This is a genomic window from Marisediminitalea oceani (assembly GCF_003731635.1).
GTDB lineage: Bacteria > Pseudomonadota > Gammaproteobacteria > Enterobacterales > Alteromonadaceae > Alteromonas > Alteromonas oceani.
In genome coordinates, this window is record NZ_RCUA01000002.1 from 36,282 (window position 1) to 62,941 (window position 26,660).

At 48.7% G+C, this 26,660-nt stretch carries 26 protein-coding genes; 17 read left to right on the forward strand and 9 right to left on the reverse strand.

What is annotated here, in order from left to right:
• Window positions 1–368 precede the first annotated feature (368 nt).
• Complete coding sequence (locus tag D9T21_RS00345) at window positions 369–1,025, forward strand: dUTP diphosphatase (protein ID WP_123323213.1); 657 nt, start codon at window positions 369–371, stop codon at window positions 1,023–1,025.
• Between the two features lie 45 nt (window positions 1,026–1,070).
• Here D9T21_RS00345 and D9T21_RS00350 read toward each other — a convergent pair whose 3' ends face one another.
• Complete coding sequence (locus D9T21_RS00350) at window positions 1,071–1,448, reverse strand: hypothetical protein (protein WP_123323214.1); 378 nt, start codon at window positions 1,446–1,448, stop codon at window positions 1,071–1,073.
• Between the two features lie 16 nt (window positions 1,449–1,464).
• Window positions 1,465–3,144: an AMP-binding protein gene (locus D9T21_RS00355; protein ID WP_123323215.1), complete on the reverse strand. Its 1,680-nt coding sequence runs from the start codon at window positions 3,142–3,144 to the stop codon at window positions 1,465–1,467.
• A 245-nt stretch (window positions 3,145–3,389) separates the two neighbouring features.
• Here D9T21_RS00355 and D9T21_RS00360 point away from each other — a divergent pair, with 245 nt between their 5' ends.
• Window positions 3,390–3,857: a (2Fe-2S)-binding protein gene (locus D9T21_RS00360; protein ID WP_123323216.1), complete on the forward strand. Its 468-nt coding sequence runs from the start codon at window positions 3,390–3,392 to the stop codon at window positions 3,855–3,857.
• Entirely contained in the window at window positions 3,854–6,112 is a 2,259-nt protein-coding gene (locus tag D9T21_RS00365; protein ID WP_123323217.1) for a xanthine dehydrogenase family protein molybdopterin-binding subunit, read from the forward strand. Before D9T21_RS00360 ends, D9T21_RS00365 begins: the two co-directional genes overlap by 4 nt.
• Before the next feature lie 63 nt (window positions 6,113–6,175).
• Here D9T21_RS00365 and D9T21_RS00370 read toward each other — a convergent pair whose 3' ends face one another.
• The 5 genes from D9T21_RS00370 to D9T21_RS22655 all read right to left on the reverse strand — a co-directional run bounded on the left by D9T21_RS00370 (window position 6,176) and on the right by D9T21_RS22655 (window position 13,778).
• The gene (locus tag D9T21_RS00370) at window positions 6,176–10,369 is read right to left on the reverse strand and encodes an EAL domain-containing protein (RefSeq protein WP_164464523.1); all 4,194 of its coding nucleotides are present in this window, start codon (window positions 10,367–10,369) and stop codon (window positions 6,176–6,178) included.
• Between the two features lie 318 nt (window positions 10,370–10,687).
• The gene (locus tag D9T21_RS00375) at window positions 10,688–11,989 is read right to left on the reverse strand and encodes a ribonuclease J (protein ID WP_123323219.1); all 1,302 of its coding nucleotides are present in this window, start codon (window positions 11,987–11,989) and stop codon (window positions 10,688–10,690) included.
• 280 nt (window positions 11,990–12,269) lie between these two features.
• On the reverse strand, window positions 12,270–12,623 hold the full coding sequence (locus tag D9T21_RS00380; RefSeq protein ID WP_105934145.1) for a DUF2750 domain-containing protein: 354 nt from the start codon (window positions 12,621–12,623) through the stop codon (window positions 12,270–12,272).
• A 46-nt stretch (window positions 12,624–12,669) separates the two neighbouring features.
• Window positions 12,670–13,512 (reverse strand): LysR family transcriptional regulator, encoded by an 843-nt coding sequence (locus D9T21_RS00385; protein WP_123323220.1) that lies wholly within the window; start codon window positions 13,510–13,512, stop codon window positions 12,670–12,672.
• Between the two features lie 98 nt (window positions 13,513–13,610).
• Complete coding sequence (locus tag D9T21_RS22655) at window positions 13,611–13,778, reverse strand: hypothetical protein (protein WP_164464524.1); 168 nt, start codon at window positions 13,776–13,778, stop codon at window positions 13,611–13,613.
• A 347-nt stretch (window positions 13,779–14,125) separates the two neighbouring features.
• Between D9T21_RS22655 and D9T21_RS00390 the strand changes: the two genes are divergently transcribed.
• Both D9T21_RS00390 and D9T21_RS00395 read left to right on the forward strand, forming a co-directional pair.
• The gene (locus D9T21_RS00390) at window positions 14,126–14,482 is read left to right on the forward strand and encodes a MaoP family protein (protein WP_123323221.1); all 357 of its coding nucleotides are present in this window, start codon (window positions 14,126–14,128) and stop codon (window positions 14,480–14,482) included.
• 204 nt (window positions 14,483–14,686) lie between these two features.
• On the forward strand, window positions 14,687–15,361 hold the full coding sequence (locus tag D9T21_RS00395; RefSeq protein WP_123323222.1) for a PRC-barrel domain containing protein: 675 nt from the start codon (window positions 14,687–14,689) through the stop codon (window positions 15,359–15,361).
• Here D9T21_RS00395 and D9T21_RS00400 read toward each other — a convergent pair.
• Window positions 15,358–15,657, reverse strand: coding sequence for an ArsR/SmtB family transcription factor (locus D9T21_RS00400; protein WP_123323223.1), 300 nt, complete (start codon window positions 15,655–15,657; stop codon window positions 15,358–15,360). The genes D9T21_RS00395 and D9T21_RS00400 overlap by 4 nt on opposite strands.
• A 197-nt stretch (window positions 15,658–15,854) precedes the next feature.
• On the opposite strand from D9T21_RS00400, the gene D9T21_RS00405 reads away from it, so the two are divergent.
• The 10 genes from D9T21_RS00405 (at window position 15,855) to D9T21_RS00450 (ending at window position 24,964) form a co-directional block, all read left to right on the forward strand.
• Window positions 15,855–16,202, forward strand: coding sequence for a rhodanese-like domain-containing protein (locus tag D9T21_RS00405; RefSeq protein WP_105934150.1), 348 nt, complete (start codon window positions 15,855–15,857; stop codon window positions 16,200–16,202).
• 74 nt (window positions 16,203–16,276) lie between these two features.
• On the forward strand, window positions 16,277–17,188 hold the full coding sequence (locus D9T21_RS00410) for a LysR family transcriptional regulator (protein WP_123323224.1): 912 nt from the start codon (window positions 16,277–16,279) through the stop codon (window positions 17,186–17,188).
• Window positions 17,189–17,280: 92 nt separating this feature from the next.
• Window positions 17,281–18,615, forward strand: a complete 1,335-nt coding sequence (locus D9T21_RS00415) for a sigma-54-dependent transcriptional regulator (RefSeq protein WP_123323225.1) — start codon at window positions 17,281–17,283, stop codon at window positions 18,613–18,615.
• 6 nt (window positions 18,616–18,621) lie between these two features.
• A complete protein-coding gene (locus tag D9T21_RS00420; protein WP_123323226.1) occupies window positions 18,622–18,864 on the forward strand; it encodes a hypothetical protein in 243 nt (80 codons plus the stop codon).
• Window positions 18,861–20,375 carry a sensor histidine kinase gene (locus D9T21_RS00425; RefSeq protein ID WP_123323227.1) on the forward strand — a complete coding sequence of 505 codons (1,515 nt, stop codon included), beginning with the start codon at window positions 18,861–18,863 and terminating at the stop codon, window positions 20,373–20,375. Before D9T21_RS00420 ends, D9T21_RS00425 begins: the two co-directional genes overlap by 4 nt.
• Entirely contained in the window at window positions 20,362–20,814 is a 453-nt protein-coding gene (locus D9T21_RS00430; RefSeq protein WP_105934155.1) for a response regulator, read from the forward strand. Before D9T21_RS00425 ends, D9T21_RS00430 begins: the two co-directional genes overlap by 14 nt.
• Window positions 20,815–20,827: 13 nt before the next feature.
• The gene (locus D9T21_RS00435) at window positions 20,828–22,786 is read left to right on the forward strand and encodes a response regulator (RefSeq protein ID WP_123323228.1); all 1,959 of its coding nucleotides are present in this window, start codon (window positions 20,828–20,830) and stop codon (window positions 22,784–22,786) included.
• Between the two features lie 216 nt (window positions 22,787–23,002).
• Window positions 23,003–23,578 (forward strand): CC0125/CC1285 family lipoprotein, encoded by a 576-nt coding sequence (locus D9T21_RS00440; protein WP_123323229.1) that lies wholly within the window; start codon window positions 23,003–23,005, stop codon window positions 23,576–23,578.
• A gap of 40 nt (window positions 23,579–23,618) precedes the next feature.
• On the forward strand, window positions 23,619–24,041 hold the full coding sequence (locus D9T21_RS00445) for a hypothetical protein (protein ID WP_123323230.1): 423 nt from the start codon (window positions 23,619–23,621) through the stop codon (window positions 24,039–24,041).
• 386 nt (window positions 24,042–24,427) lie between these two features.
• Window positions 24,428–24,964: a DUF2569 domain-containing protein gene (locus D9T21_RS00450; RefSeq protein ID WP_123323231.1), complete on the forward strand. Its 537-nt coding sequence runs from the start codon at window positions 24,428–24,430 to the stop codon at window positions 24,962–24,964.
• Between the two features lie 392 nt (window positions 24,965–25,356).
• Here D9T21_RS00450 and yfbR read toward each other — a convergent pair whose 3' ends face one another.
• On the reverse strand, window positions 25,357–26,007 hold the full coding sequence (gene yfbR, locus D9T21_RS00455; RefSeq protein WP_123323232.1) for a 5'-deoxynucleotidase: 651 nt from the start codon (window positions 26,005–26,007) through the stop codon (window positions 25,357–25,359).
• A gap of 237 nt (window positions 26,008–26,244) precedes the next feature.
• Here yfbR and D9T21_RS00460 point away from each other — a divergent pair, with 237 nt between their 5' ends.
• A complete protein-coding gene (locus D9T21_RS00460; protein ID WP_123323233.1) occupies window positions 26,245–26,421 on the forward strand; it encodes a DUF1328 family protein in 177 nt (58 codons plus the stop codon).
• Window positions 26,422–26,458: 37 nt separating this feature from the next.
• The gene (locus tag D9T21_RS00465) at window positions 26,459–26,659 is read left to right on the forward strand and encodes a hypothetical protein (protein ID WP_123323234.1); all 201 of its coding nucleotides are present in this window, start codon (window positions 26,459–26,461) and stop codon (window positions 26,657–26,659) included.
• Window position 26,660 lies beyond the last annotated feature (1 nt).

Genomic DNA, 26,660 nt, shown 5'->3' on the forward strand with positions numbered 1-26,660 from the left:
TTACGGGCCATATTCTGACAACTTTGAGCCGGCGTTGCCTGGCACCGGCCAAAGTTAGCGCCAGAATCCAGCGCAGTTAACAACCTTGGCATTGCAGAATAAATGCCAACATTTAAAATATTAAAAATCAACAACTTACAAAAATAGCGCAAATCGTATAAATTCTAATGCTTCCTCATATTGGTGCACGCGCTCATTAAAAGTGCATCTGCATTGCACCTCTGCTTCCCAAATTAATGATTTTGCCTACACCAGCGTTCATCCCGCTATTCCACCGTGGTAAACTAGCCGCCCATGAATCAGGACTGCAAGCCATGCCTCCCGCTGCGCATTGCCGCTCCGTCAGCAACCCCAAAATTAGGTAATTTATGCTTACTCAACAACAATTAAACACCATGTTGTCGCTGCAGAACAAAATGAACTGCAAAGTAAACCCACAATGGTTAACCGCCGGATATGGTTATTTACGCGCCGCGATGGTGGAGTCGGTAGAGGCAATCGAACACCACGGCTGGAAATGGTGGAAAGCGCAGCACAAAGACCTGCCACAACTGCAAATGGAACTGGTGGATATCTGGCACTTTGCCCTGTCGGCCAGCATTATTGATTATAATGGCGATGTTGAGGCAACGGCTCATGCGCTGGCGGCACAACTGGCTCAGCAAGCCGAGCCCATGGTGACCTTTGACGGTAAAGACTATGCCATCGAGAAGCAGGCATTACTGGATAATCTGGAATTAATGGCGGGTCTGTGTGCCGCTAAACGATTCAGCGTGCCATTGTTTATGCATATTGTTGAACAGTGCGAGATGTCCGGTGACGAACTCTACCGTCAGTATGTCGGTAAAAACGTGCTGAACTTTTTCCGTCAGGATAATGGTTACAAAGCCGGTACCTATCAAAAAACCTGGCAGGGTCGCGAAGACAATGAGCATCTGGTAGATGTGCTGGACGCACTGGATATTAACAACCCTGACTATGCCGATGAGGTTTATCAGGGCTTACAACAGCGTTACCCTTCCTGAATAACTGCACCCTATCCGTAGCAGCGGATAGGGTACACTCCCACTTTAGTACTGGCGGTAGTTTTCTGCCACGCGTTCATAGCGCTGGCAGGCGGCTGTTGTTTCCTCACCGTTTAACAGCTCATCACAGCTTTTATCTGCTATGGAATTCAGGCATGCCGTTGCCGGCTCAATGATTTCGTGATTTTCGCCCACCGTTGCGATAGACATGTACTGCTTGCACAACTCACCCATCATGTTATCGAGCATGGCTGCCATACCTGGTGGTAAATCGTCCTCGGCGGCCATTTCCTGCTGCAGGCAAACCTTACTTTTATTGCAAAGCTTTTTGGCGGCGTCATTTAACGCCGCGAGGTCGGCCAGAGCGCCGGCCGAAAAGCCCATCAACATGCAGCCTAATAACAATCCCTTGCTACGTTTCATAATATCTCCTTAGTTCTTAGTTTGAATCATGTTGCCAGACGACTTTGTCATTATAGGCCTGATGGATCACTTCTGGAAAGCGTTCCTCAAGTACATGACGCTTTACCTTAAGCGTTGGTGTCAGCAGATCATTTTCAATAGTCCAGGGCTCGGCCATCACCACCAGGTGATCAAGACGCTGATGGCTCTCCAGCCCGCCGTTAATTTTATTCAACGTTTGTTGCAGGGAAGCTGTAATCTGATTTTTTGACTGTTCCTGGGCTTCTTCGGATAACACCAGTAACGCAATGGGCTGAGGTAAACTCGCCCCCGTTACACAAACCTGCTCAATGACACTGTTTTCCATTAGTTTGGCTTCAATGGGCGCCGGTGTGACGTACTTACCTTTAGCGGTTTTAAAGATGTCTTTTATACGACCGGTAATAGAATAGTAACCATCACCATCGGCGATAGCCTTATCTCCGGTACGCAAATAGCCGTCACCGGTAAAGGCTTCGGCCGTTCGCTCCGGGTCGAGGTAATAGCCCATCATGTTGCCCGGCGACTTACTCAATAACTCCTGCTGTTCAGACAGCTTCAGCGATACGCCTCCCCAGGGGCGGCCTATACAACCAATTTTATCCTTGCGAAATGGCAGACACGCCGTGCCCAGTGCGGCATTTTCTGTCATGCCCCACCCTTCACAAATTTCGATGCCCAGCTTTTCAAACCAGGCAGTGATCACCGGCGGTAACGGCGCAGATCCGCTAGCGCACAACTTGGTTTGAGATAATCCCAGACCATTGCGAATTTTGTTTTTAATCACGCCATTCACTACCGGTATGCGCAGCAGAATATTGAGTTTGGTTTGTGACAGTTTATGCAGAATACCGTGCTGAAACTTAGTCCATAAGCGCGGTACTGAAACAAATAAGGTAGGCTGACATTCCTGTACATCACGCTGGAAGGTATCCAGTGACTCGATAAAATAGAGCGTCATGCCCGATTGTAACGCCGCCATTTCAATCAATACCCGTTCGGTAATGTGCGCCAGCGGTAAATAACTGAGCAGCCGGTCATCCTCTCCCAGTGACAGATCGGTTTTCGCCTGGGCGCCCGCCCAGGCCATGGCGCTATAAGAATGCATAACACCTTTAGGACTGCCGGTACTGCCCGATGTATAGATAATTGTCATTAGCTCATCAGCGGCCGGAGTCGGACTGTCGGTAAAACTGTCACAGTGGCTGAACTCTGCCCAGCTATAAGTGGTTTTCACGCCCGGATAAGGAAAGGAAACCGTGGTAATTTCATCATCTATGGCCGTCGCCTGCTTAGGGCCGTCATCCAGTTTGCCAACAAAAACGACTTTCACATCGGCATGCCGGAGTACGTAACGAATAGTATCTTCACCAGCGGTGGCAAAAATTGGCACAGACACATGCCCGGCCAGCATGATCGCCAAATCAGCCATCAGCCATTCGGCACAGTTTTTTGACAAAATGGCAATCCGACTGCCCTTATCCAGACCCATATTGCTGAGGCGCCAGGCGAGTTTGCGCACCTGAGATGCAACCTCTGCCCAGGAATAGGTGTGATAGCTCCCCTCTACCGGTTGCACCAGGCAAAGATGATCCGGGCTATGTTGTTCACGGTAATAAAAGCATTCGAGAGGCGACATTACTTGAGAAGTTGTGTGGTCTGCAGACGCATCTGACATTGTCGTTTCCACCTTTTATATCTATTGGTTATTATTATTTGTAGAATACTTAACAAAGACTTTACAAAAACAAGGGCAATAAAGCTAACGAATTGTGGTTAAATGGGTTAAAACAGTTGTTTTAATCGGGCGAAATTAGTCGTGGTGTACCGCCGTTTAACCCGTTTTTATTGAATCATCAACGTGAACATGTTGATCTAATCCCACTTAACGAAACTATCGTCTGGGATAAAAAGAGGAACGTTATGAAAGTCACTATTAATCAACAGGAGTTTGACTACCAGGGGGATCCCAGTATGCCGTTGCTTTGGTTCATCCGTGATGAACTGAAGATGACCGGTACCAAGTATTCCTGTGGTATGGCCCTTTGCGGTGCCTGCACGGTACACCTTGACGGCGAGCCGACCCGTTCCTGCCAGCTTCCCATGGCAGCGATTGGTGACAAAGCCGTCACCACAATCGAGGGCCTTTCAGAAGATGGCTCGCACCCGGTGCAACAAGCCTGGCGTGAACATAACGTGCCGCAATGTGGTTACTGTCAGAGTGGTCAGATGATGCAGGCGGCCTCACTGGTCGACAAACAACAACCAGTGACTGACGAACAAATCGAATCCCACATGTCGGGCAATATCTGCCGCTGTGGTACCTATCCACGTATTCGCGCTGCGGTTAAATCGGCGGCGGAGTCAATCGCTGTGAAGGTGACCAAATGAGTGATTCAACCGTTTCCCAATCCCGCCGCACGTTTCTGAAACGCAGCGTTACTGCCTCAGGCTTTACTCTTGGTCTGGCCCTGTTACCAGGTACCCGCCCACAGGCAATGTTTGCCAATGCGCCGGAGCAAGATAGTTTTGCCCCCAATGTTTTCATTAGTTTTGCCGATGACGGTAAAGTTGAAATTACCTGCCACCGCTCAGAGATGGGTCAACAGGTGCGTACCAGTATTCCGCAAATAATGATGGAAGAACTTGGTGCCGACTGGCAACACGTAACCATTAAGCAAGCTACCGGCGATGCTAAGTATGGCGATCAGAACACTGATGGTTCCCGCAGTGTTCGACGCAACTTCCAGCGTTTACGCGAAGCCGGCGCCACCGCTGCCCTGATGCTGTGTACGGCTGCCGCCAAAGGCTGGCAGGTCGATCCCTATGAATGTGAGACCCAGGCGCATTTTGTCGTGCATAAACCCACCGGCCGTAAAGTGCCTTTTGCCGATGTGGTGGCCGTAGCGGCTAAGTTACCGGTTCCCAAGCCGAGTGATTTAAAGCTGAAATCCCGCGATAAGTGGACGCAAATTGGTAAGGCAGTGCCCAGCGTTGATCTAACCGGCATGACCACCGGCACCGCCGTGTATGGTCAGGACGTGGTCATGGACAACATGCTTTACGCGGTTATCCAACGCCCGCCGGTATTATTCAGCAGCGTAAAATCCTCAAATCAGGCTGAAGTGAAAAAAATGGCCGGTGTGGTCGATGTTATCGACATGCCAGCGGCCTCTGCCCCGGCGCTGTTTAATCCTTTGGGTGGTATTGCGGTACTGGCCACCAATACTTGGCTGGCCTGGCAGGCCTGTAACGCACTGAAAACCGAATGGCAAACCAGCGATCATGTCAGCTACAACTCCGAAGACTACCAGCAGGCGTTGTTAGATAACGCAGCCAAACCTGGCGAAGTGATGCGTAAGCTGGGTGATTTTGAACAGGCCACGGCCGACGCCGCTAAAGTAGTGGATGCCAGTTATTATGCGCCGCACCTGGCGCAGGCCCCAATGGAGCCGCCGGCCGCAACCGCTGTAGTAACCGACGATAGCGCTGAAATATGGGCTTGTGTGCAATCACCACAAACTGCTCGTCAGCAAGTTGCCGGGGCCTTAAAAATCCCGGTGGAAAACGTCACCATTAACGTTACCTTACTCGGTGGTGGATTTGGCCGAAAAGCGAAGCCGGACTTTGCGGTTGAGGCTGCCCTGCTGGCCAAACAAGCCGGTCGTCCGGTGAAGGTGGTGTGGCGTCGTGAAGACGACATAAAACATGGTTATTATCATTCAGTCAGTGGCCAGCGCTTAAGTGCAACGCTGGATGACAATAACAACGTTACCGGCTGGTACCACAAAACGGTCTTCCCGCCGATTTCATCAACCTTCAATCCGGCAGCCAATAAGCCCAGCGACGGCGAACTGGATTTAGGTCATCTGGATACACCGTTTGATGTCCCTAATCTGCAACTGGAGCGCGGTGAAGCGAATGCTCATGTGCGTATCGGCTGGATGCGCAGTGTAGCTAATGTCTACCACGCGTTTGCCAAAGAGTCATTTGTGGCAGAGCTGGCCCACCAAACCGAAGTGGACCACAAGGACTTCCTGCTGCAACTGATTGGTAAAGACCGGCATGTGGATTTTGCCGCCAGTAACGCCAAATATGGCAACTATGGCGATGACCTCAACGACTACCCGGTGGATACTGCCAGACTGAAAAATGTCATTAATAAAGTGACTGCCATGGCAGACTGGGATAAGCGTGAACAACAAGGCCGATATCTGGGTCTGGCCGCGCACCGGTCATTTTTAAGTTATTCAGCAGCCGTTATTGAGGTGAAGGTTAACAGTCGTGGTGAATGGACCATTCCTAAAGCCTACATCGCTATTGATGCCGGCACCGTGGTTAACCCTGACCATGTTAAGGCGCAGTGTGAAGGCGGTCTGATTTACGGTATCAGCTGTGCTATTGGCCAGATTACTGCACTTAATGGTGAAATCACGCAGAGCAATTTCCACGACTACCTGGTTGCGCGCATGCCGCAAACCCCGGTGAGTATTGACGTGGAAATCATCGAAACCGAAGCCCTGCCGGGTGGCGTGGGTGAGCCGCCGACACCACCTGCAGCGCCTGCGCTGGCCAATGCGCTGTTTGCCGCGACAGGCCAACGGTTCCGTAACCTGCCTATTCCATTGAATATTAAAACCGCCTAACAGCTAAGCAATAAAAGAAGCCCGGTCTATACAAATTGACCGGGCTTTTTTTGATCTGAATGATTATTCTGGCAACGACCAGGTTTTACACAGGCATGGCCTGATATCATCGGCATTCACCGGCCGTGAGAAGAAATATCCCTGCATTCGATAACAGCCGTGATTAAGCAGGTACTGCACCTGTTCAGTGTGCTCAATACCTTCGGCGATACAGTCCATTTTTAAACTTAAAGACAGATTAATCGTTGTTTGCACTAGCGCGTTTTCTTCCACACTTTCCTTAACGTCATCGATAAAGCTTTTATCAATTTTTAACACATCCAGCGGGAAGCGGCGCAGATAACTCAACGACGAATAACCCGTACCAAAGTCGTCCAGTGCCAGCTTGAAGCCGGCATCGCGGATGCGTTTCAGCTCAAGCAGCACTTCGTCTGATTTATCGATCAGCACCCCTTCGGTAATTTCAAAACGTAAGGCTGTACGAGGCAGACCCGCCTCGGTTAAGCGCTCCTCGATGTAGTCCAGATCAAAATGGGTTTTAAAGTGCAGTGCCGACAGGTTGATGGATACGTACCCGGTGTAACCTTCTGCATACCACTGCTGTAAATCATTAATGGCAGTGTCAGTTGCTTTGCGGGTTAGTTCAATAATATGACGAAGCTCCTCCAGCACCGGGATAAATGCGGCTGGCGAGATCCACTCGTTGTTAAAATGACAACGCAATAGCAGCTCAACCCCTTCGGTTTTACCGGTAGTCAGATTCACGATGGGCTGATAGTAGTTTTCAAATACGTTTTCTTCGTAAGCCGACTTCACCCGGTTTTCCAGTGCCAGGCGCTCAATTGCCCGTTCGTTCATTTCCTTGGTGTAATAAATAAACGCACTCAGCGTATTCTTCTTAGCGGTATACATGGCCACATCGGCCTGTTTAAGCAGTTCTGCCGGGTCGGTCGCATCATCAGGGAAAAATGAAATCCCCACTGAACAGGACACCCGCAGGACTTCTTTACCCAGTGAAATGGGGGTTTCAATAGACTCTATGAGCTGCGACACGAAACTTGATACCGCCGACTCGCTCTCAACCTCTTCCATAACGATAACAAACTCATCACCGCCTAAGCGAGCTACCGTATCGCTCTTGGATGCCTGATTGAGCATGCGATTTGCAATCACTCTAAGCAACTTGTCGCCATAATCATGGCCTAGAGAATCGTTAATTCCTTTAAAGCGGTCGAGGTCAACGAACAATACCGCAACGGTGTGATCGTGAGCCGCGGCGGAGTCAATAGCATGTTCCAGGCGATCCAGCAGCAAACTGCGATTCACCAGACCGGTGAGGTTGTCAAAATTGGCAATTTTCACCAGCTTACGTTCGGCGTTTTTCTGTTCGGTGATGTTGGAAATTACCACCAGATAGTGCGTGTCATCACCGCCCTTTTCGCCTGTCATACGATTAATGTCTACAAGCACATCATACTGGCGTCCATCGGGCGTCTGAATACGCTCCTCGCCTTTCCAGACTGCATCATCGCTTAGCAGTTTAAGGTGGCCCGATAGCTGTGCTTCCAACTTGGGTACCTGCTGATATACCCGATAAAGCTGACGGTCGAGCCGTTCTTTATCACTGATACCGAAGGTCTTTTCGAAAGCCGGATTAGCCGCTACCGGCAAGTGAGATTCATCAAAAATAACCACCCAGTCACTGGTATGGCGAAAAGCATTACCAAATAACTTAACCTGCTGCTGGGCCTGTTTTAAGCGCAGTAGCTGCAGGTGACGACTGACCAGATAAGCGCCCAGTAAGCCTACTACCACCATTGCATAAAGGGTATAGGCCAGAGGCGAACCAAACGGTGGATATGCCATGTGAATGGTCAGGCTGGCGGGCAACAATGTCTGCTCCCGGGCCTGTGACACCGGCATCACCTCAAAGCGGTAATCACCTGCTGCCAGCGAAGGCAGGATCACCCGGGTGTCCTTGGTAATATCTTCACTAAGAACTTGCTTACCCTTGCTTAACACGTACCTGTATTGCGCATCCCTGTCCTGATGATACAGCAAGGAAGAAAACTCAATGGTTAAACCATAGTCATCATGGGACAGTTTCAGGTTGGTATTAGCCAGGTTTTGCTTAGGCAAATTCAGGTCGCGGGAGGATAACTGAATACCAGTGATCACCATTTGCCGCGATTCATCCGATAATAACTGAGATTGCTTGAGCTGATTTAATTTATGCGGTTCAAAAAACACCAGGCCTTTTGGCGATCCAAAGACCATGCGGCCATCTTGTAACTTGGCGTTGGCACCCTGGTTAAACTCGGCGATACTGAGTTCCCGGCCATACTCATACTGAGTGAAGGTAAGTTCGGTTGACGAAAAACGGTGGATGCCATTGAGCGAGCTAAACCAGAAATAGCCGTCATCATCTTCCAGCAAATCAAATAATACCACCGCCTGGCCCAGCGCATCACGACCAAAATGATAACGTTCTTCATAGGTAGTAGCATCAAGGCCTACCAGACCGTATCCAGGGTAACCCACCCACAATACGTGGCCGTCCAGGTTCACGACGTCGGGCCATAATTCGGTATTGACCAGGCGATCAGGTAAACGGTGCAATTGCCGGGCTTGTTGGGTATTAACGTTAAAGGTCCACAGGCCATCGTACATGGCCATCAACATTTCTTCGGGATTAAGGGGGTTAATCCCGATAAAGTTCATTACCTGATTGAGTGCTATCTGGTCCTCCAGGGTATCCAGTCTGGTCAGCGTCTCGCTCGCAAAGTTGTAGCGGTATAAATGGTTGGCATAAAAGTACAATTCGCCGTCTGGCCCGAAAGAAGCCCCGGCCACGTAGTCAGCCTCTTCTGAACTGAGGCCAAAATTTAATCGTTCGTAATCGCCGTTCGCCTTATCGAAAAGCACCATACCATTGTAAGTAGAAAGTAATAATTTACCCGGTTCGCTTGCCGGCATGATTTTACCGATGGTATGAATACTGTAAGGGTCCGGGATGCCATCCGCGACCAAATAAAACTGGCTGTCTGCGCTGACGGGGTCGTAGTGCGTGAGGCCATTATCTGACCCTATCCATAATGTCTGGTCGCTGTCTTCAAAAATTGACCAAATCACATTATCACTAAGCGGCTTTTTGTTGCCCTGATTTTGCACGGTTTTAAAATTGAAACTGCTCGGCGACCAGAACAATGCTCCGTTAAAATAGGAGCCAATCCACAGATTGTTATCAGAAGTCAGCGCAATTGAGCGGACGTCAGAGCGAGAAAGGGCTACATCACCGGTAGATGGCTCTAATACGTAAGAAGCTTGCCAACCACTGTCATTCCTTTCTAATTGCAATAAACCGATGTCGGAACCAATCCACACTAAATTATTGTTTTTTGCTTTCAACTCCCAGATGTTTCGATCCCGGATAATCAGCTTACTGTCCTTCACCACACCATCACCCCGGTGCGCCCTTTTTAACGACTCCCAGGGCAGGCTATACAGGCCCGAAACAGTGCCTACCAGCAGCGCGCCGTCATCGTCCAGCAACAACCTTTTAGTATTGCCATTATCGAAATTAAAATCTTCATCTACGCGGTGTTCAATATCTTTAAAAGTAAGCTGTTGCGCCGAATAGTCAGCTAGCATCAAGCCCTCTGAAGATGCGATTAATAACATGTTATCAACCAGCAACATGTCCCTGAAATAGGGCGCACGGTCTTTATCCTGCAGATTTACCTGATATAACACTTCGTGGGAGTCATTGCTGGTGTCGTAAAAGACCAGCGATTGATCGAACAATACCAGCATGTCGCTGTTGGCCATTTCAATAAATTGCACAGCCGTTTGGTTATACTCGGTAATTTCCAGTTGTGGCAGCTCCATCACCAGGCGGAGCTTATTGGTTGCCAAATCCAGCTGATAAAGGCCACGGTAGAAGGTGCTGATCCACAAACGGTTTTTACTGTCCAGAAAAAGGTTTTGAATAGGTGTGGACGCCAGCAATCCGTCTTCACCGGCAATATGCTCTACGCGATGGCCATCAAACCTGTCCAGGCCGCCTTCGGTAGCGATCCACAAAAAACTGTCATTATCGATTAGCAGGTCCTGAATGCTGTCCTGTTTGAGTCCTTGCTGAGTCGATAACACCGTACCCAGTGGATTACTTACCAGCGGTTCGCTGTTGAGACTAACCGCCAGAGCAACTTGCGGGATACTGAGCAACAAGCAGCAAAACAGCAGACAGCGAGACATTGTGGAGGACAACCAACTACTAACCATTAAAATATTCAACCTTCCCCGTTTGTCCGGGATATTATTATCTGTTTATGGAATTATGGAAGCTATGCAGTCCGGGGCGTAAAAGCCACACCAGACCTATTATTCATAGCATAGAAACGCCACAAATTGTATGCGTAAGCCCTATAAAACACAGCTTAAGCGCGAATTTTATACTTTTAGACAGAAAAATTACGATTTTGCGGGCAGGAGATGGGGCAGGAATCTCACCATAAGGTATTCATTCCTGTATGTATTCAGGCATGCCTCAAATGGCATGTTGCAAAGAATTATTCAGGACTGATCAATCGCAAGCCGGCCTGCTTTGACCCTGGCACGACGGATACCCGGTTGCGGTGCGAGCAGATATAAATCGCCATTACGGCCCACATAAGTGCGCTTTACGCCCATCTCACGCGCCACTGCGGCATGGGCTTCAAGGTGCTCCGGTTCACCGTGTACAGGGATGGCGATCTGCGGTTTTGTCCACTGATACATGAGCTTTAATTCCTCGACACAGGGGTGCCCACTGGCATGTATGGGCACATCGCTGTCTTCGGATAAAACGACTTCAACGCCCTTCTTGCGCAGCTTTTCAAGCAGGCGCTCCACTGCTTTTTCGTTGCCGGGAATAACAATACTTGAAAAAATCACCGTATCACCGGCCTCCAGTTCAAAATAAGGGGAAGCATCAATGGCCATTCTGTTAAGCGCCGCGCGCGGCTCTCCCTGACTACCAGTGGCAACTACCAGCACCTCATCCGGGGGCAGGTAGCCAATGTGCGCCTTTTCCAATACGTCCAAATTATCGGGCCAGTAACCGGTTTTTTTGGCAACGCCGTGCATGTTTTCCAACGATCGCCCTAACAGGGCCATATACCGCCCGGTTTGCTGAGCAATACGTGCCAGTGACATCAGGCGGGCAATATTACTGCCAAAGCAGCTCACTACCACCCTGCCGGTGCAGCGTTTGATAACAGTATTCAGGCCCTCGGCGCAAATCCGTTCGGAGATGGAGAAGCCGGGCTTTAACGCATTGGTAGAATCGCCAACCAAAGCCAGTAGTTCTGTTTCACCCAATTGCCGGTAGAGATTAGCGTTGAAAGGTTTGCCACTAACTGGCTGCGCGTCAATCTTCCAATCTGCGGTATGAAAGACCGTGCCTGCAGAGGTGCTAATCAGCAGCGCCTGAGGCTCAGGGATCGAATGAGTAATTGCCAGCCAGGATAAGACAAATGGCCCAACGGTTAAGGTGGCATCCGGGCTGACTATTTGAACAGGGACCTTGCCAGCAAGGCCTACCTGACCCAGTTTGCGATGTAAAATTTCTGCCGTAAACGGCGTCGCGAAAACCGGGCAGCGTAAGCGCGGCCACAATGCCGCAACCGCACCTACATGATCTTCATGACCATGGGTAATAACCAAACCAGCCAGTTGCTCTCTCTGCTGCACAATAAACGCCGGATCCGGCGCCACAACATGATACCTGGAGCCCGTATTCTGGTTGAGATACGGCGCCACCAGAGGTTCATCAAACGTAACCCCACAATCCACCATCAACCATTGGCCGTCATGGCCGTACAAATTGAGGTTCATGCCAATCTCACCCGTTCCGCCCAGGGGTAAAAACCATAAATCATTTGCACCGGGTGTTAAGGTTGAAAAGCTTGAAATAGTCTCCTCCTGAGCAATTTGCTAACTGATGGTTGTGGTTTACGAAATTAGTTTGTCACACCATAGCCGTCATTACTGACAAGCATTTATGCAATGACAAAGACGCGATTATGATGGTCTTTACCGAGGATGTTATTGACCTTAATCAGCAAAGCCAACACACCCTGGAAATTATTACGTTTATTGCGGATTATGGTTCAGCTCAGGCGAGCTTATCGGCAAAATCTTCCGGGGCCATAAGCTCACTTTCCTCGGCTGGCATGGGGGCAATAATGACGTTGAGAAAGTCTTTGGACAAACCTGAAGTCCAGCGTGACAGCCAGACATCGAGACTAATCGCTTTGGGTTCACAGTGAGCCCACTCCTGATCGGCCCACATACTCGCCAGGCTGGCCGTTGGCCACACCGGGACGCCTTCCTCATCATCTGAGGTCAGCATTACGCAACCATCATCATCATTGAGGATAAACAATTCGCCCTGCTCTTTTACCGTTGCAAAAAAGCTGGCCAGGCGTTGTTCAGGGTTCTGGCTAATAAATTCGTCGTCTTTCAACATTATAATTCTCTTTGTTTCAATTCAGGCTGAGCATGTTGCTCTGTTATTATACGTCCTGAGTAAAGTGTTGACTCACCACACTCACTACATCAGGCACAATGGCTCGTCTGACAGACTTCATGTAATACATATACAGTTTACACTGGGCATGCGTGAAATGATCAATACAACGCACATTTTCCAGCCCCCACTGTGACCAGTCCAGGCCAACCGGTAACACCGCTACACCGCCCTCTTGCTGCAATGTCGCAAGGGCCAGACGCAGGGAGTTGGTAGTAAACTTGGCATCCCGGTATTCAGTAAAACGGGTCAGGAGCTCATCACGGGCCTTACTGCCCCAGTCTATCGACACAAACTGCTCCGGTCCGGTGTCCACTTCGGCCTGATTTATACTGAACAAGCCCAAAGGCATAGCCTTCAATAGTTGCCCGGTAAATTCTTCCGACTTAAGCGGTTCACTGGAAAAAGCAATATCGATGCTGCGGTCATGCAACTGCCGGGAAATTTGCTCAGATGGCAATACCTCGGCTTTGATTGCCCACTCGGGAAACGCTCCGTGGATTTGGCGGAGCAATTCAGGCATCCAGATCTCATTGTTTAACTGGCCGGCACCGCATACCAGATACTCACCAGCTTCGCGCTGTAACTCTTGTTTAGCTTGTAACAAGGTAGCACTAAGCTGCTCGGCATAAGGCAACAGCCGCTCGCCGGCTGGCGTGAGCTGGATACTATTACGGTGGCGCACAAATAAAGTCGTGTGGAAGTATTCTTCCAGCTGCTTAATTCTGGCGCTGACTGCCGATTGGGTTAAATAAAGATTCTCGGCTGCTTTGCCGAAATGACGTGTTTTAACTACTTCTACAAATGTGGTCAGAAAACGAATGTCCATGCTTATACGTACTATGACTCTCGTCCATACGCATAAGCTGGCACAAGTTTTCAGTAAAGTAAAATAAAACGTGCCGGGCGGCCCGTTTTATTTGGCGTTCACTCGAAGCTATCGTGCTGAGCGCGCCGCTGTTTATCGCGTCGGTGCATCGCCTTCTTCTTGTCTTTCATAGATTGCTGACGTTTATGGTCTTTGCGGTAATCGCCACCATCTTCGTCATCTACCGAGTCCCATTCTTCCCGCTGGTAACGATAGTCTTTGCTCATTGTCTTCTCTGGGTTGGTTGAACACTAACCCATTTATTATTCCTCGCTGTTAAAAAATAGGAAATGAATAGTTTTTATCGTCACGATAAACTTTATTTCTGAGCATTTTTTAACCAATTTACATTTTCACTCGCTAACAAAGTACTGCTTACGGGGCCTCATCCCAGCGCTGTCAGAGGCTGCAAAGCCCTTACCATGACTGGTTTTTATCACTCATTTTATGAATCGAAAGATGGCAGTTTTGTGAAACAATTTTTTTTATTGTGAAGGTAAAAATTTTTTGTTTTTCATTTGCAGATTTATAAATTAAAAGTGCACGAAATTACTCAACCAAGAGAATTCGTATCATGAAGACGACAGATATACGTGTACCTGCTAAGCAATTTATTGACCGCCAACACTTTCCTTACGGTTTCCGTAAGTCGGGTGACTTTAGTATTCCCGAAGCCGATGTGCTGAGCGCCTATGGCAAAACTCTGGCTGGCTTGGAGTCTGGTGAACTGAGCCCGGAAAACGCCGAAGAGCAACGTTTCATCGCGGTGCTGAAAGGTGAACAACAAGCCAACAGCCTGCTGGAAAAAGCCTGGTTGAAATACATCAAGCTGGCGCGCAACCGCAAACAATTCTATACCCTGCATAGTTCAGCCAGTAATCAGTCTGACTATGACGAGGATTACTCTGACGACGAGTTTGACGTAGCTTAACCGTTACCGCCGTATACCCGTCATTCAGCATACACCCGTCGGCAGTCTCCCGACTGCCGGCTGTCTTTTTTGTTTTCTCCTGTCTACACTCATTTTAAAGATGTGATCACCCCCGGCTCATGGGTATCAGAGTGATCCGTCCTATGCACCGCACCTTATAAATTAGTGACCGGTAATTCAGGTCAGTAAAGCAAGGAGGTTATTATGGAAACGCGATTCTCGCAGTTAAGCCACTATTCAATTCACGCGACTGATGGCGATATAGGCGGCTGTCAGGATGTATTAATTGACGATGTCCAGTGGGTCGTCAGATATATCGTTGCCGATACCAACACCTGGCTGCCATTGAGTCGTAAGGTAGTCATCACGCCAGTCTCCATCGAAAGTTTACTGCCCGATGAGGAAAGCCTGGCCGTTTCCCTTACTAAAGAAGCGCTGAAGAACAGCCCTTCTCTTGAAGAGCACCAGCCTGTATCCCGCGAGTACGAATCGTTGCTTTATAAATATTTTGGCTACGGCTACTACTGGACGGGGCCGGGTGCCTGGGGCGAGTACGCCCACCCTCTGGAACTGGTTGATAATTATGCCCAGGAGCAAGCAGAGGTAGAAGAAGACAATTCGCACCTGCGTTCCTGTGACGAGCTCAGCGGATATACCATCGCGCTTAGTGATGGCCAGGCAGGCCATGTTGAAGACTTTGTTATCCAACTGCCAGAGTGGTCTGTTACACACCTGATTATTAATCTTAACGACTGGCTGCCCGGAGGCAAAAGGGTAAAAGTAGACTGCCGTCATATTGTAAAAATTGACTGGGCCGGTCATGCCATTGAGCTTGATATCAGTAAGAAAGAACTTGAGGGTGCGGTGAGTGCGGACTAGTCGTCCGCACAGAAAAAACCGTATAACAGATTCATGATTTGGATAATGCGATTATCCGCCAGACGATAATAAATGGTTTGGCCGCTGCGGCGGGTGGCTACAAACTCGGCTTCACGGAGCAATGCCAAATGCTGTGAGAGCACAGGCTGAGTTACTGGCACGTCGTCGAGTAATTCAGTCACCGAGCGCTCTCCCTCCAGCAGAGAACAAAGCACCATCAACCGGGTTTTATTCGATAATTGTTTTAGAAATTGCTCAGCTTCTTCAGAGCGGCTCAGCATTTGCGTTGGGTCCATAGCTTTTACCTTGTCTTGTTCAGGCTCACTGCACGCTATGGGCATATTGAACTGCAAACTGGTCGCCTAAGCAAGTAATGGTTATCATTTAATATCACAAAATTGAGAGTAGTTATCTCATTAACGCTTGCTGTTGACAAGAACAACCCTCAATATTAGCTTTAACTAATATAACTTGTTTTTTACCAGAGGACATTATGCTTTTAACTATCCCGGAACGTTTAGCGGCCATCGACCCGGCCCCCAGAAAAATCACCGCGGCAGAAGCCGCTAAAGAACGAGCGGAACTTAATGGCTATGTAATTGACGTCAGAGAACCTGCAGAACATGCTAATTCCCCTGCCAACGGCGCAATTAATATTCCCCGCGGCGTACTTGAAATGAAGATGCTGGAACTGGTGAAGGATCCCGGCACACCGATTTTCCTACACTGCGCCTCAGGTGCCCGGGCAATGCTCGCCGCCGAACAACTGGCGAAAATGGGCTATCAGCACGTTGCTGTAATGACCTGCGACGTGCCAACCATTCAAAAGGCATTTAACTAATTTACTAACCGGTGTAAGCTCGCAAAAAACAATAAGCTGGCCGTATAAGCCAGTTTTCGTGGAGTTTACCCGGTATGTTAAAAGCAACCCTTGAACAGTGGCGCATGTTTAAGGCTGTCGTGGAAGCCGGCGGTTTTAATCAGGCCGCTGAGCAGGTCCATAAAAGTCAGTCCAGCATCCACCATGCGGTGCAGAAACTCGAACACGCCCTGGACCTTACCCTGTTTCTCAATGAGGGCCGTCGCGTTACCCTGACCGAAGCCGGCGAGCTGATGTACCGCCGGGCCTGTTTCCTGCTGGAAGAAGCTCACAAAGTCGAAAGTGTGGCCAGCAGCCTTACGTCGGGAATTGAAACCTATTTACGTGTGGCGGCGGACATTATTTTTCCGCCACAAATGCTTTACCACGCACTCAATAAAGTTTCCCAGGAGTACCCGTTACTGCGTATTGAACTGATGGAAACGGTGTTAAACGGCGCCAACACCTTACTTAAGGATGGCGATGTGGATATCGGTATTTCACCTTTCCCCTACCCCAACGGCTTCAGTGAGGATCTTTGCGATATTGAGTTTATTGCCGTTGCCCATCCCAGCCACCCATTGCACGAATTAAACCGCACGCTGACCCTGGATGATCTAAAAAGTTATCGCCAGATTGTGGTGCGCGATTCCTCCACGGAACGTAAAGCTGAGTCCGGCTGGCTCGGTGCAGAACAGCGCTGGACTGTGAGTCATGTTCGCACTTCTATCGACATAATCAGTCAGGGGTTAGGCTTCGCCTGGTTACCCCTTGCAATTATCAGCGATAAACTTGAAGATGGCACCTTAAAGCCCCTACCCATGGAGCAAGGCGGATTACGTAAAGCAATGCTGCATCTGTGTTTTGCCGACGGCGATCGCCTTGGTCCGGCTGCCCGGGCTTTCATTGGTGAGTTACGCTATCAAACCATGCTGTTGCCCAGCGCCGACTCACTGGATAACAACTAACCCTGTAATTAAACTAAAAACTGATGATCTTAATGTAACCCATTGTCGTATCAGTTAAATTGACCAAATAATCAGCATACAAGGATGCGACAATGTTAACCGTACTTTTAGTGGATGATGACGCGGAGTTTTCCGACGTCGCCTGTACAATCATCGAATTTCTTGGTCATGAAGTATTAACCGCGTCTACCCTCGCCGAAGCTCGCGAGTGGCTCTCTAAAGAAACCTTTGACCATATCCTGTTAGATTTCATGTTACCTGATGGTTCAGGACTGCACCTGATGGAATCGTTGCAGCCCGAGCAGAACACCCGGGTAACCCTCATCACCGGTCACCCCTCGGTAAAAGGAATTATCAAGGACATGTGCGGTCCGAATATCGATTATCTGGTGAAGCCCATTCAACGGGAAGATTTAGAGTCGGTACTCCAGGGCAAAAAGCAACCTGCCAGTAAACGTTCAACCACCGCCATTACCAAACATTTCGGCCAGCTTATTGGTGAATCAGCCCCGATGCAGGAGCTATATAAGCTGATAGGCCGGGTCAGTAAAACCAAAGCCAATGTGATGCTGCTTGGCGAAAGTGGTGTGGGTAAGGAAGTGGTTGCTGCCGCGATTCACGAAGCGTCTGATTGTGAAGGTACTTATGTAGCCACCAACTGCGGCGCGTTCTCAAAAGAACTTATCGGCAGTGAGTTATTCGGCCACGAAAAAGGCGCGTTTACCGGTGCTGTAGGCCGCAAGGAAGGCGTCTTTGAACAAGCAGAAAACGGCACACTTTTCCTCGACGAAATTACCGAGATGCCTATCGACATGCAGCCCAACCTGTTACGGGTTCTGGAAAACAAAGTCGTGATCCGGGTAGGCGGCACCAAGGCGATGCCGGTAAACTGCCGGGTAGTTTCGGCCACCAACCGCAGCATGGAAGAAATCGCCGAAAGCAAGGTATTGCGTGAAGACATTTATTTTCGTCTGGCCGTATTCCCTATCACGATCCCGCCGCTACGGGAACGGAAGGAAGACATTCCGCTTCTGGCTGAACACTTTATTAACCAGCTCAACGAAGAAAATGGCAGTCAGTTTCGCTGGCAGCCTGTACAGCTGGAAAAACTGCAAACCTACGACTGGCCTGGTAACGTTCGCGAGCTGCGCCATTTCGTGCACCGCGCTGCCATCATGAGTGACCCGGAAGGTACCGAGATCGAATTACCCAAAACCATTGAGTCACCGTTTGCCAAAAAGCAAACGCTTTCAACGGGCCTGAAGGCGGGCAGAACCATTGAAGAGGTCGAAAAAGAGTTAATTTACGCGACCTTAGAAAAAGTAGATGGCAATAAAACCACTGCAGCGGAAATGCTTGGGATCAGCACCAAAACCCTGTATAACCGATTACATGCCTATGGCGACCTTAACAGTGATTCGGAATAATACAATATGGATGAAGGTGAATTTGCACGATTACAAAAGGCGGTGCACGACGCGCGCCGCCCGTTAAATCGAATTACCATGCAGTCGGAGCTGATTAAGCTGGCCCTTGAAGGTGCTGTACCAAAGGAAAAAGCGCTGACGGCACTGGATAAGATCATTGCCGGTAGTAAAGACTGCAGTGATGGTCTTAGTGAGCTGGTAGCGCAGTTTTCTCCAGACGCAAACGACGAAGGCAGTCCCACAGAATGAAGACCATTATCCGCAATACAGCTTCGTCGATATTGTTGGTTACCCTGGTTATCATAGTTATTGCCGCTAATTCCACTTACACCATCCACACCATGGATGAGCTGGCCTCGCTTGAGCGGCGGTTATTTACCACCAACCAGGTGATTAACTCTATTAATACCCTCCACCTTGCCGTACTCAGAACCGAGTCCGGCCAGCGCGGCTACTTACTCGCCGAACGGGAACGTTATTTAGTTGACTACGAAAAAACACTTAATAAGGTCAACAACATTATTGAGCAGGTAGAAGCCAACGCAATTCGTTCAGACTTTACCGAACAGGAAGTGCGGCTGCAGCAATTGGTAGATCTATCAAAAGCCAAGCTGTCAGAGCTTATTGAAACGGTCGAACTGGCACGTCAGGGCCGCAAGGACGAAGCCATTACTATTTTTCAGTCTGACGTTGGACTGGAACTCTATAACGAGTTTGAAGAGGTGTTTGTCCAGATTGCCGAAGAAGAATACAAAGTACAGGCACAGCACATTGATTCGCTACTTAAACTGCGATCAGACTCAGTCACTAACCTGATTATCTCCTCACTGACCACCGGCCTGCTGGTGATCAGTATTTTCATGTTACTACGTATGAACATCCGCGGAACCATCCGCCACAGACGGGAATTGCAGCAACATAACCTGGTGCTGGAATCACGGGTAAAAGAACGTACCGTGGAGTTACAGGTTTACGCGGAAGAGCTGTCTCGCAGCAATCGTGAACTGGAAGATTTTGCCTTTGTCGCCTCCCACGATCTACAGGAACCTTTACGAAAGATACGCGCCTTTGGCAATCGCATCAGCACCGGCTACGAAGATGCACTGGATGAGCGTGGTCAGGACTTCCTGCGCCGCATGCTCAATGCCGCCGAGCGTATGTCTATGCTGATCAGTGATTTATTGTCATTCTCCCGGGTAACTACCCGCGGTAAGGACTTTGAAGATACCGATTTAAATACCGTCGTTGCCTCGGTATTGGAAGATCTCGAAATCACCATCGAAGAAAAGCAGGCAGAAATTCACACCGATTCATTACCGGTGATGAAAGCCGATGCCTCACAAATGAGTCAGCTGTTTTTAAATTTGTTGTCTAATGCACTGAAATTTACCAAGCCAGACCAGCCACCGATTATTACTTTACGCTATGAGGCTATCGATGAGGAGCAGGCAGAAGCCCTTCATCTGTTACCAGGCCTGAGCTGGTTTAAACTAACCTTACAGGACAATGGTATAGGCTTTGAACAGAGCTTTGCCGAAAAAATATTTGCCCCGTTCCAACGCTTACACGGGCGCTCAGAGTATAAAGGTACCGGTATCGGCTTAGCGGTTTGCCGCCGCATTATCGAACGTCATAACGGCACCATCGAAGCCTTTAGTGAGCCCGGCCAGGGAGCCAGGTTCGAATTGTACCTGCCCGAAGACGGCCAGCCGTTTACCAACTTGCAACAACAGGGAGTGATAAGTCATGCCGAACAGTAGCTTACCCGTTACCATATTAATGGCCGATGACGACGAGGACGACAGATTACTGGCGCTCGACGCGTTAAAAGAAGGCCGGGTGCTTAACAATTTACACTGCGTAGAAGATGGCGTTGAACTGCTGGAGTATCTGCGTCGGGAGGGTAAATTTGCCGATCCTGCCACTTCGCCCCGCCCGAGTTTAATTTTGTTGGATTTGAACATGCCGCGCATGGATGGCCGGGAAGCCTTGCAGCACATCAAGGCCGACCCAAACTTACGCAGCATTCCGGTGGTTATCCTGACGACTTCGAAAGAAGAAGAAGACATGATCCGCGGTTACGACCTCGGCGCAGCCTCTTACATTACTAAACCGGTTAACTTTGAGGGACTGGTGGATCTGATGCGCGCTATCGGTCGCTACTGGATAGAATTTGTTGAACTCCCTCACAATAAATAGGCATTCGTGACCCATGACTGACCATGTTCGCATACTGCTGGTTGAAGATGACGAAGACGATTATTTTCTGACCGCCGACTCACTCTCGCAGTGCAAGTCGCCGGTGTTCGAGCTGGTATGGGCCAAAACGGGTGAAGAAGCCATTGAACATCTGCAAACAGATACCTTCGATTTGTGCCTGCTCGATTATCTGTTGGGTCAGGAAAATGCCATGGACGTGCTGGAAAAGCTTAAAAGTCTGTCGGTAACCATTCCTGTAGTGGTCCTCACAGGCCAGGCAGACAGTATCGTTGATGACAGGGTAATGCGCGCCGGTGCCGAGGACTTTTTAACCAAAGCCGAAGTCGATACGCCACGCTTTATGCGGACTATCCGCTATGCACTGGTACGCCGCGAAATTGAAACTGAACGATTAGAACGTAATCGCATCGAGCAGCAAAACAAAGCCAAGGATAAATTCCTCGCCCATCTTGGCCATGAACTCAGAACCCCACTGGCCTCTATTCTCGGTTATACCGAGCTGTTGCTCGACAGCCCTGGTAACGAGCGAATTAACGCTGAACTCTCAACCATCTTTAATAACAGCAAACATTTGCTTAGCCTGCTCAACGACTTACTGGATATGTCGCGGATCATGGCCAACAAGTTAGAGCTGGTGCCACAAACGCTTAATCTGAACGGCTTTTTAACCGATCTTTATAGCCTGATGGTTGTGCACGCCAGTGAGAAAGGCCTGGTTTTAACAGTTAGCGCCAATTCGTTAATCCCCGAATATATCAAAGTAGACCCTACCCGACTGCGGCAAATCCTGATCAATCTTGTTAATAACGCAATTAAATTTACCGACAATGGTGAAGTGGCAATCAATGTTGAATTCGATAAAGACGGCGAGCGGATTTGCTTTGCGGTAAAAGATACCGGTATTGGCATGCCGGCAGACAAGCTTGAAACCATTTTTAAGCCCTTCGAGCAAATTGAGGATCTTATCCACGCCAACCATGGTGGTGCCGGCCTCGGGCTGGCCATTTCCAATGAGTTAGTCAGCCGTATGGGTGGCCGTATCAGAGTAGAGTCCACCCAGGGCGAAGGCAGTCGCTTTTGGTTTTGTATCAATGCCGAAGGCAGCACTGAACAGAATCTTATTCGCTTGAATCTGGAGGCACCTGAGCGTCTTCCAGTCCAATTTAAAATAAATCAACACCTTGATGGCCGGGTGCTGATTGTTGATGACTTACGTGAAATTCGCCGTCTCACCGGCCGTTTAGTTAGCATGAGCCAGGCACAGGTAAGCTACGCCCAGAATGGCGCCGACGCATTGGAAAAAATACGCAGCGCAGAGCATAGCGGTGAACCTTTCCACCTGGTACTGATGGATATACATATGCCGGTGATGAATGGCATTGATTGTTTAAAGGCTATGCGCTCCTCTGGTATTCAAACGCCGGTAGTAGCCGTTACGGCAGCCAGTCGTAAAGGGCTTAGAGAATCCTTACTGGCCGAGGGTTTTGACAACGTAATTGCCAAGCCTATCGACCGTAAAGATTTAAGTGAAGTGCTCAGTACCTTTTTACTGCCAGCCACCCAGCCTGCTGCGCCGAAAGAAACCAGCAACGCTGAGCAGAAGTCATCTTTACTGGTAGTAGAAGATGATGAGGACGCGGCCGAGTTAATGTGCCTGCTGCTAAATTCGTTGGGTTACGAGGCAGATATTGCACTTAATGGCCAACAGGCTCTGGAAAAAGTTGCCAATGCCCCGGCACATTATGTCCATGTGCTTATGGATCTGCATTTGCCCGATACTGACGGCTATGAACTGACCGCTGCCATCGCTGAAGTCGCCCCTGGCCTGAACGTGACCATTATCAGCGGCGCTGAGCCAGATAAAGGCCGACTCGAGGGTTTACCCATCGCGCAGGTGTTACTCAAGCCCGTGAGTAAAGCTGATCTGGCCGTACTGAACTTTTGCGGGTAACTCCTTGCAAGTTTTACACTGCATTTTCCCATCACTGTTAACTCCACTTGCAATAAAACAGGCTTAAATCAATTTTATCAATAACTTACACATAATCACATTGATGGCATAAGCGTTGCACTCTCTCCTGTAAGCACAGGTTTAATTCGGTCAGTAACCAGTTAATCAAAGCTTTCAACACCCGGTTACTGACGATAATGCAAACAGGACAACAACATGGATATACAACTATTAGGCAGATTATTCAGCGATGCAGTGTTGATCAGAGCTTTGGTATTCGCTGTGGTTACCACTTGTTTGCTAACCGGTTGCGCAGGTTCCGGGTTAACAGCAACACCTTATCAGGCGGCCGAGTCAGCCCGCGACGTAGGTTATTCATCACATCGCCTGTCAGAGGGGAAATTTAAAATTCTTTACAAAGCCAATAGCGCTACCAGTGAAGAAACTTTGGAACAATACAGCTTGCAACGTGCAGAAGAGATTGGCCTGGAACGTGATTACAACTGGTATCGCATTGTTTCCAGCGAGGCTGTGACCATGCCATCCATGACCGACCAACAGGTAATAACTGCCGCCCCTCAGTCACAAACGGTTGATGGTGCAGTTACCGGTGATGTCACCGCCACCAGTTTACCTTCTAATCAGCAGTGCACGGTATCCGGCTGTGAGCAGGTGTCTACGCCCAATCCTGTTTCAGGCGATACGTCTGAAGCTGGCATGCAATTCTATGCCATGACCATCCAGTATGGTCGTTTCGAACCGATCCCCGAAGACGCTATTAAATTGCAATAAGCGTTTTCAAAGGTCAAACAAATAAGGTGTAACTGTGGTTATGTCGAACACCGGAAAATGTGCCATCAAAATGTTTAAAGACCTTTTCAATCAAGGCGCTGAGCTTTACCAAACCGCTCAGCAAAGCAATCAGCAGCCGCAACAGCGCGCGTGTTTACGGGTGCTCAGAGCCGAGAAGCTTCGCGCCCTGCGATTGATGGAGGCAGAGAGCAATAGCGGACATGATTATGCTCTGTCGGAACAGGTGAAAGAGCAATTTAAGTCAATGCTTGAGCACTACCCTTCAATTCGTCATGTTAGCGATTTCATAGAAATAGAACAACGATTGTTGGCAAGTCTCAAAGAAAACCTGACTTCGCTGACCCCGTCCCCGTTGTCTTTAAACCTGCGCACAATTACAACCCGTCATCAGCAGTGCCTGGAAAAGCTCAGTCGTGAGCTTGCCGGGCAGCCGGATAAGTAGTCCGGTACAGCCCCATTTATACACAAAATTACCGTCTGGATCAGTGACAACATCTCCTGCTCCGGCGCCATAAATTTATCGCGACAGCTGCGATAATATGGCGTAAGCTACTGATACCAATCGGCATAGAAGTTTACCCTCTCAGAGTGATCCCTGAGGGCTAGTCGAAAACGGCTTAGATCACGACGCGTTCACTGAGGCATAGTTACTCTATGTCCAGGGGACGCAACACAGATGTAAGTCGTTTTGGCCACTCCCTTTGGGCAATGCTGTCAGTCTTGCTGAGTGGGCAAACTTCTATGCCGATTGGTATGGAACGTAGTTGGTCCTGTCTGCTCATATCACGAGTCAATCAGGGCTATGAGTAGTAAAAGGAAAACCATAACATGGATGCAAAAAACGACGCCCCGTCAACGCAGAAAAAGCGCCTGGGTGGCTGGTTAATTTTAGTTGGTATAGGAGTCGTACTGTCGCCGTTTCGGCTATTGATGAATACACTACCCGCTTATCAACCACTGCTACAAAGTGACATATGGGATGCACTAACCAATCCGGACTCCGCGGCCTATCATCCTTTATGGGGGCCTTTACTAATTGGTGAAATTACTTTTAATGTAGGGCTGTTTCTGGCTTCGCTGTATTTAATTTATCTGTTTTTTACCCGCCACTGGCTGTTTCCCTCATTTTACATTGGTATCGTGCTCTCCTCTTTGGTGTTTATTCCGGCTGATGCCTGGTTAGTATCCATTGTGTTACCGCAAGAGCCCATGTTCGATCCTGACACTACCAAAGAGTTTGTACGAACGCTGATTGGTGCTCTCATCTGGATCCCATACATGCTGATGTCTCAACGCGTAAAAGAAACCTTTGTTAAAGACCAGCAAGACCTGTCACCCGCTTTACCGGTAGCAGAATCCAATTGATGAAATTAGTTCTATTCACAAGCTGTGTGGTTCTGGTTTGAATCTAAAAATCGGCAGTATCTAAATCGAAGAAAGAAAAATCATTGTGCCCTTGTTCAGTGTTGTCATCGTCACTGGCATACATAACAAACTGGAAGAATAATCATGGATGAGGATTCAGTCGATGCGGCACAGGGGTGACGAATAACCGAAATGCCAGTGGCATTTCGCAGTATGAGGAACGACACGCCATGAATGGCGTGGCTGGAATGAATCACAGGGACGTTTGTTACGATTGTCTCAAATTCGCTGTCACCGACTCCGACAAAAAATATATAAACAACTATCGTAGCTGAACGCTGCTAGCGGGGAAATAAATCACACCTGCGTTCAATAGAAACCTAACTCAGGTACTATTCCGGTGTTTTTAAATTTGCCTGATTGGCATTTTCCACCCAGTCCAAGTCCTTGGTTTGTTCATCCAGCGTGCCTTTGGCATCTTCTAAGAAGACTTTGCAGAAATAATCCACACAAGGATGCATTTCGCGATAACGTTCCAACTGAATATCCATTTCTTCCATGGCATTGGAAAACTCATGATTCGATTTAGCCAGCTCATAATCACACTTGAGGTAGGCGCACAGCACATCGGCCGCCTTGGCCAGGCGTACATGCACGTCATTTTTATCTTGTAGTATCAGCGGCTCATAACAGGCTTGTAGCGGCTCTGGCAGCGTTTTTATCAGCATTTGCTCAAACCGTCGCTCAAGTTTTTTAATCGCCTGAGTGGTTTCCGGGTCGTGATATTTCACCGGGCTGGGAATGTCGCTCATACCGGCAATTTCGCTGCCTTCATGAAATATAGCCATGGCAGCTACCCGGTCTGGCTCAATATCTTCCCCATAGACTTCCCTGGCGATTACGCCAAGCATATGGGCAATTACCGACGCTTCATAAATGTGGGTAGATAGCATCTCAGACTGAAACTGCGCCATCAGCGGCCAGCGTTTTACATTTCGGGCGCGCTGCATAAGACCAATAAAGGCGGAATGACTGTTGGCCATGGGTTCTCCGGGTGAATTTTAGCAATGATAAACCGATCCTAAAGCTTATCGGCAGTGATGTCAGCCTAACACAGCATCGTGGTCTGTAAAATATGCACGAACTCCTGTAACGAATTATCAAAGACTGCCTGACCAACCCAGGAAATTCTTATTTTTATCATAATTATCAATTAGATAAGTGTTGGCACAAGATAAGCATATATCACTGTGACATTAGATGAAATTAAAGGAGACATCATGTTAGGTTGGGCAATTACATTTTTTATCATTGCCATCATCGCAGCAGTTTTCGGTTTTGGTGGAATCGCCGGTGCAGCAACTGGTATCGCACAGTTTCTGTTCTTCTTATTTGTAGTATTACTGGTTATCTCTTTGGTTGCTGGCGCGCTTCGCGGCAAAAGACCAAGAGCGTAGTCAATCACAAACTCAATAACCAATCAGGGAGATTATTATGAAAACGTTGAAATTACTTGATGTACTTAAAATGACTGTTATCGCTGCCTTTGCATGTTCTGTTATCGCATGTGGTGACGGTGAAGCCGAAGATGCCGGTGAAGCTATTGATGAAGCAGTAACTGATGCTGGCAATGCCGTTGAAGACGCCTGTGAAGATGTTAAAGAAGGCGTGGATGCAGAAGACAAAGACTGTTAAT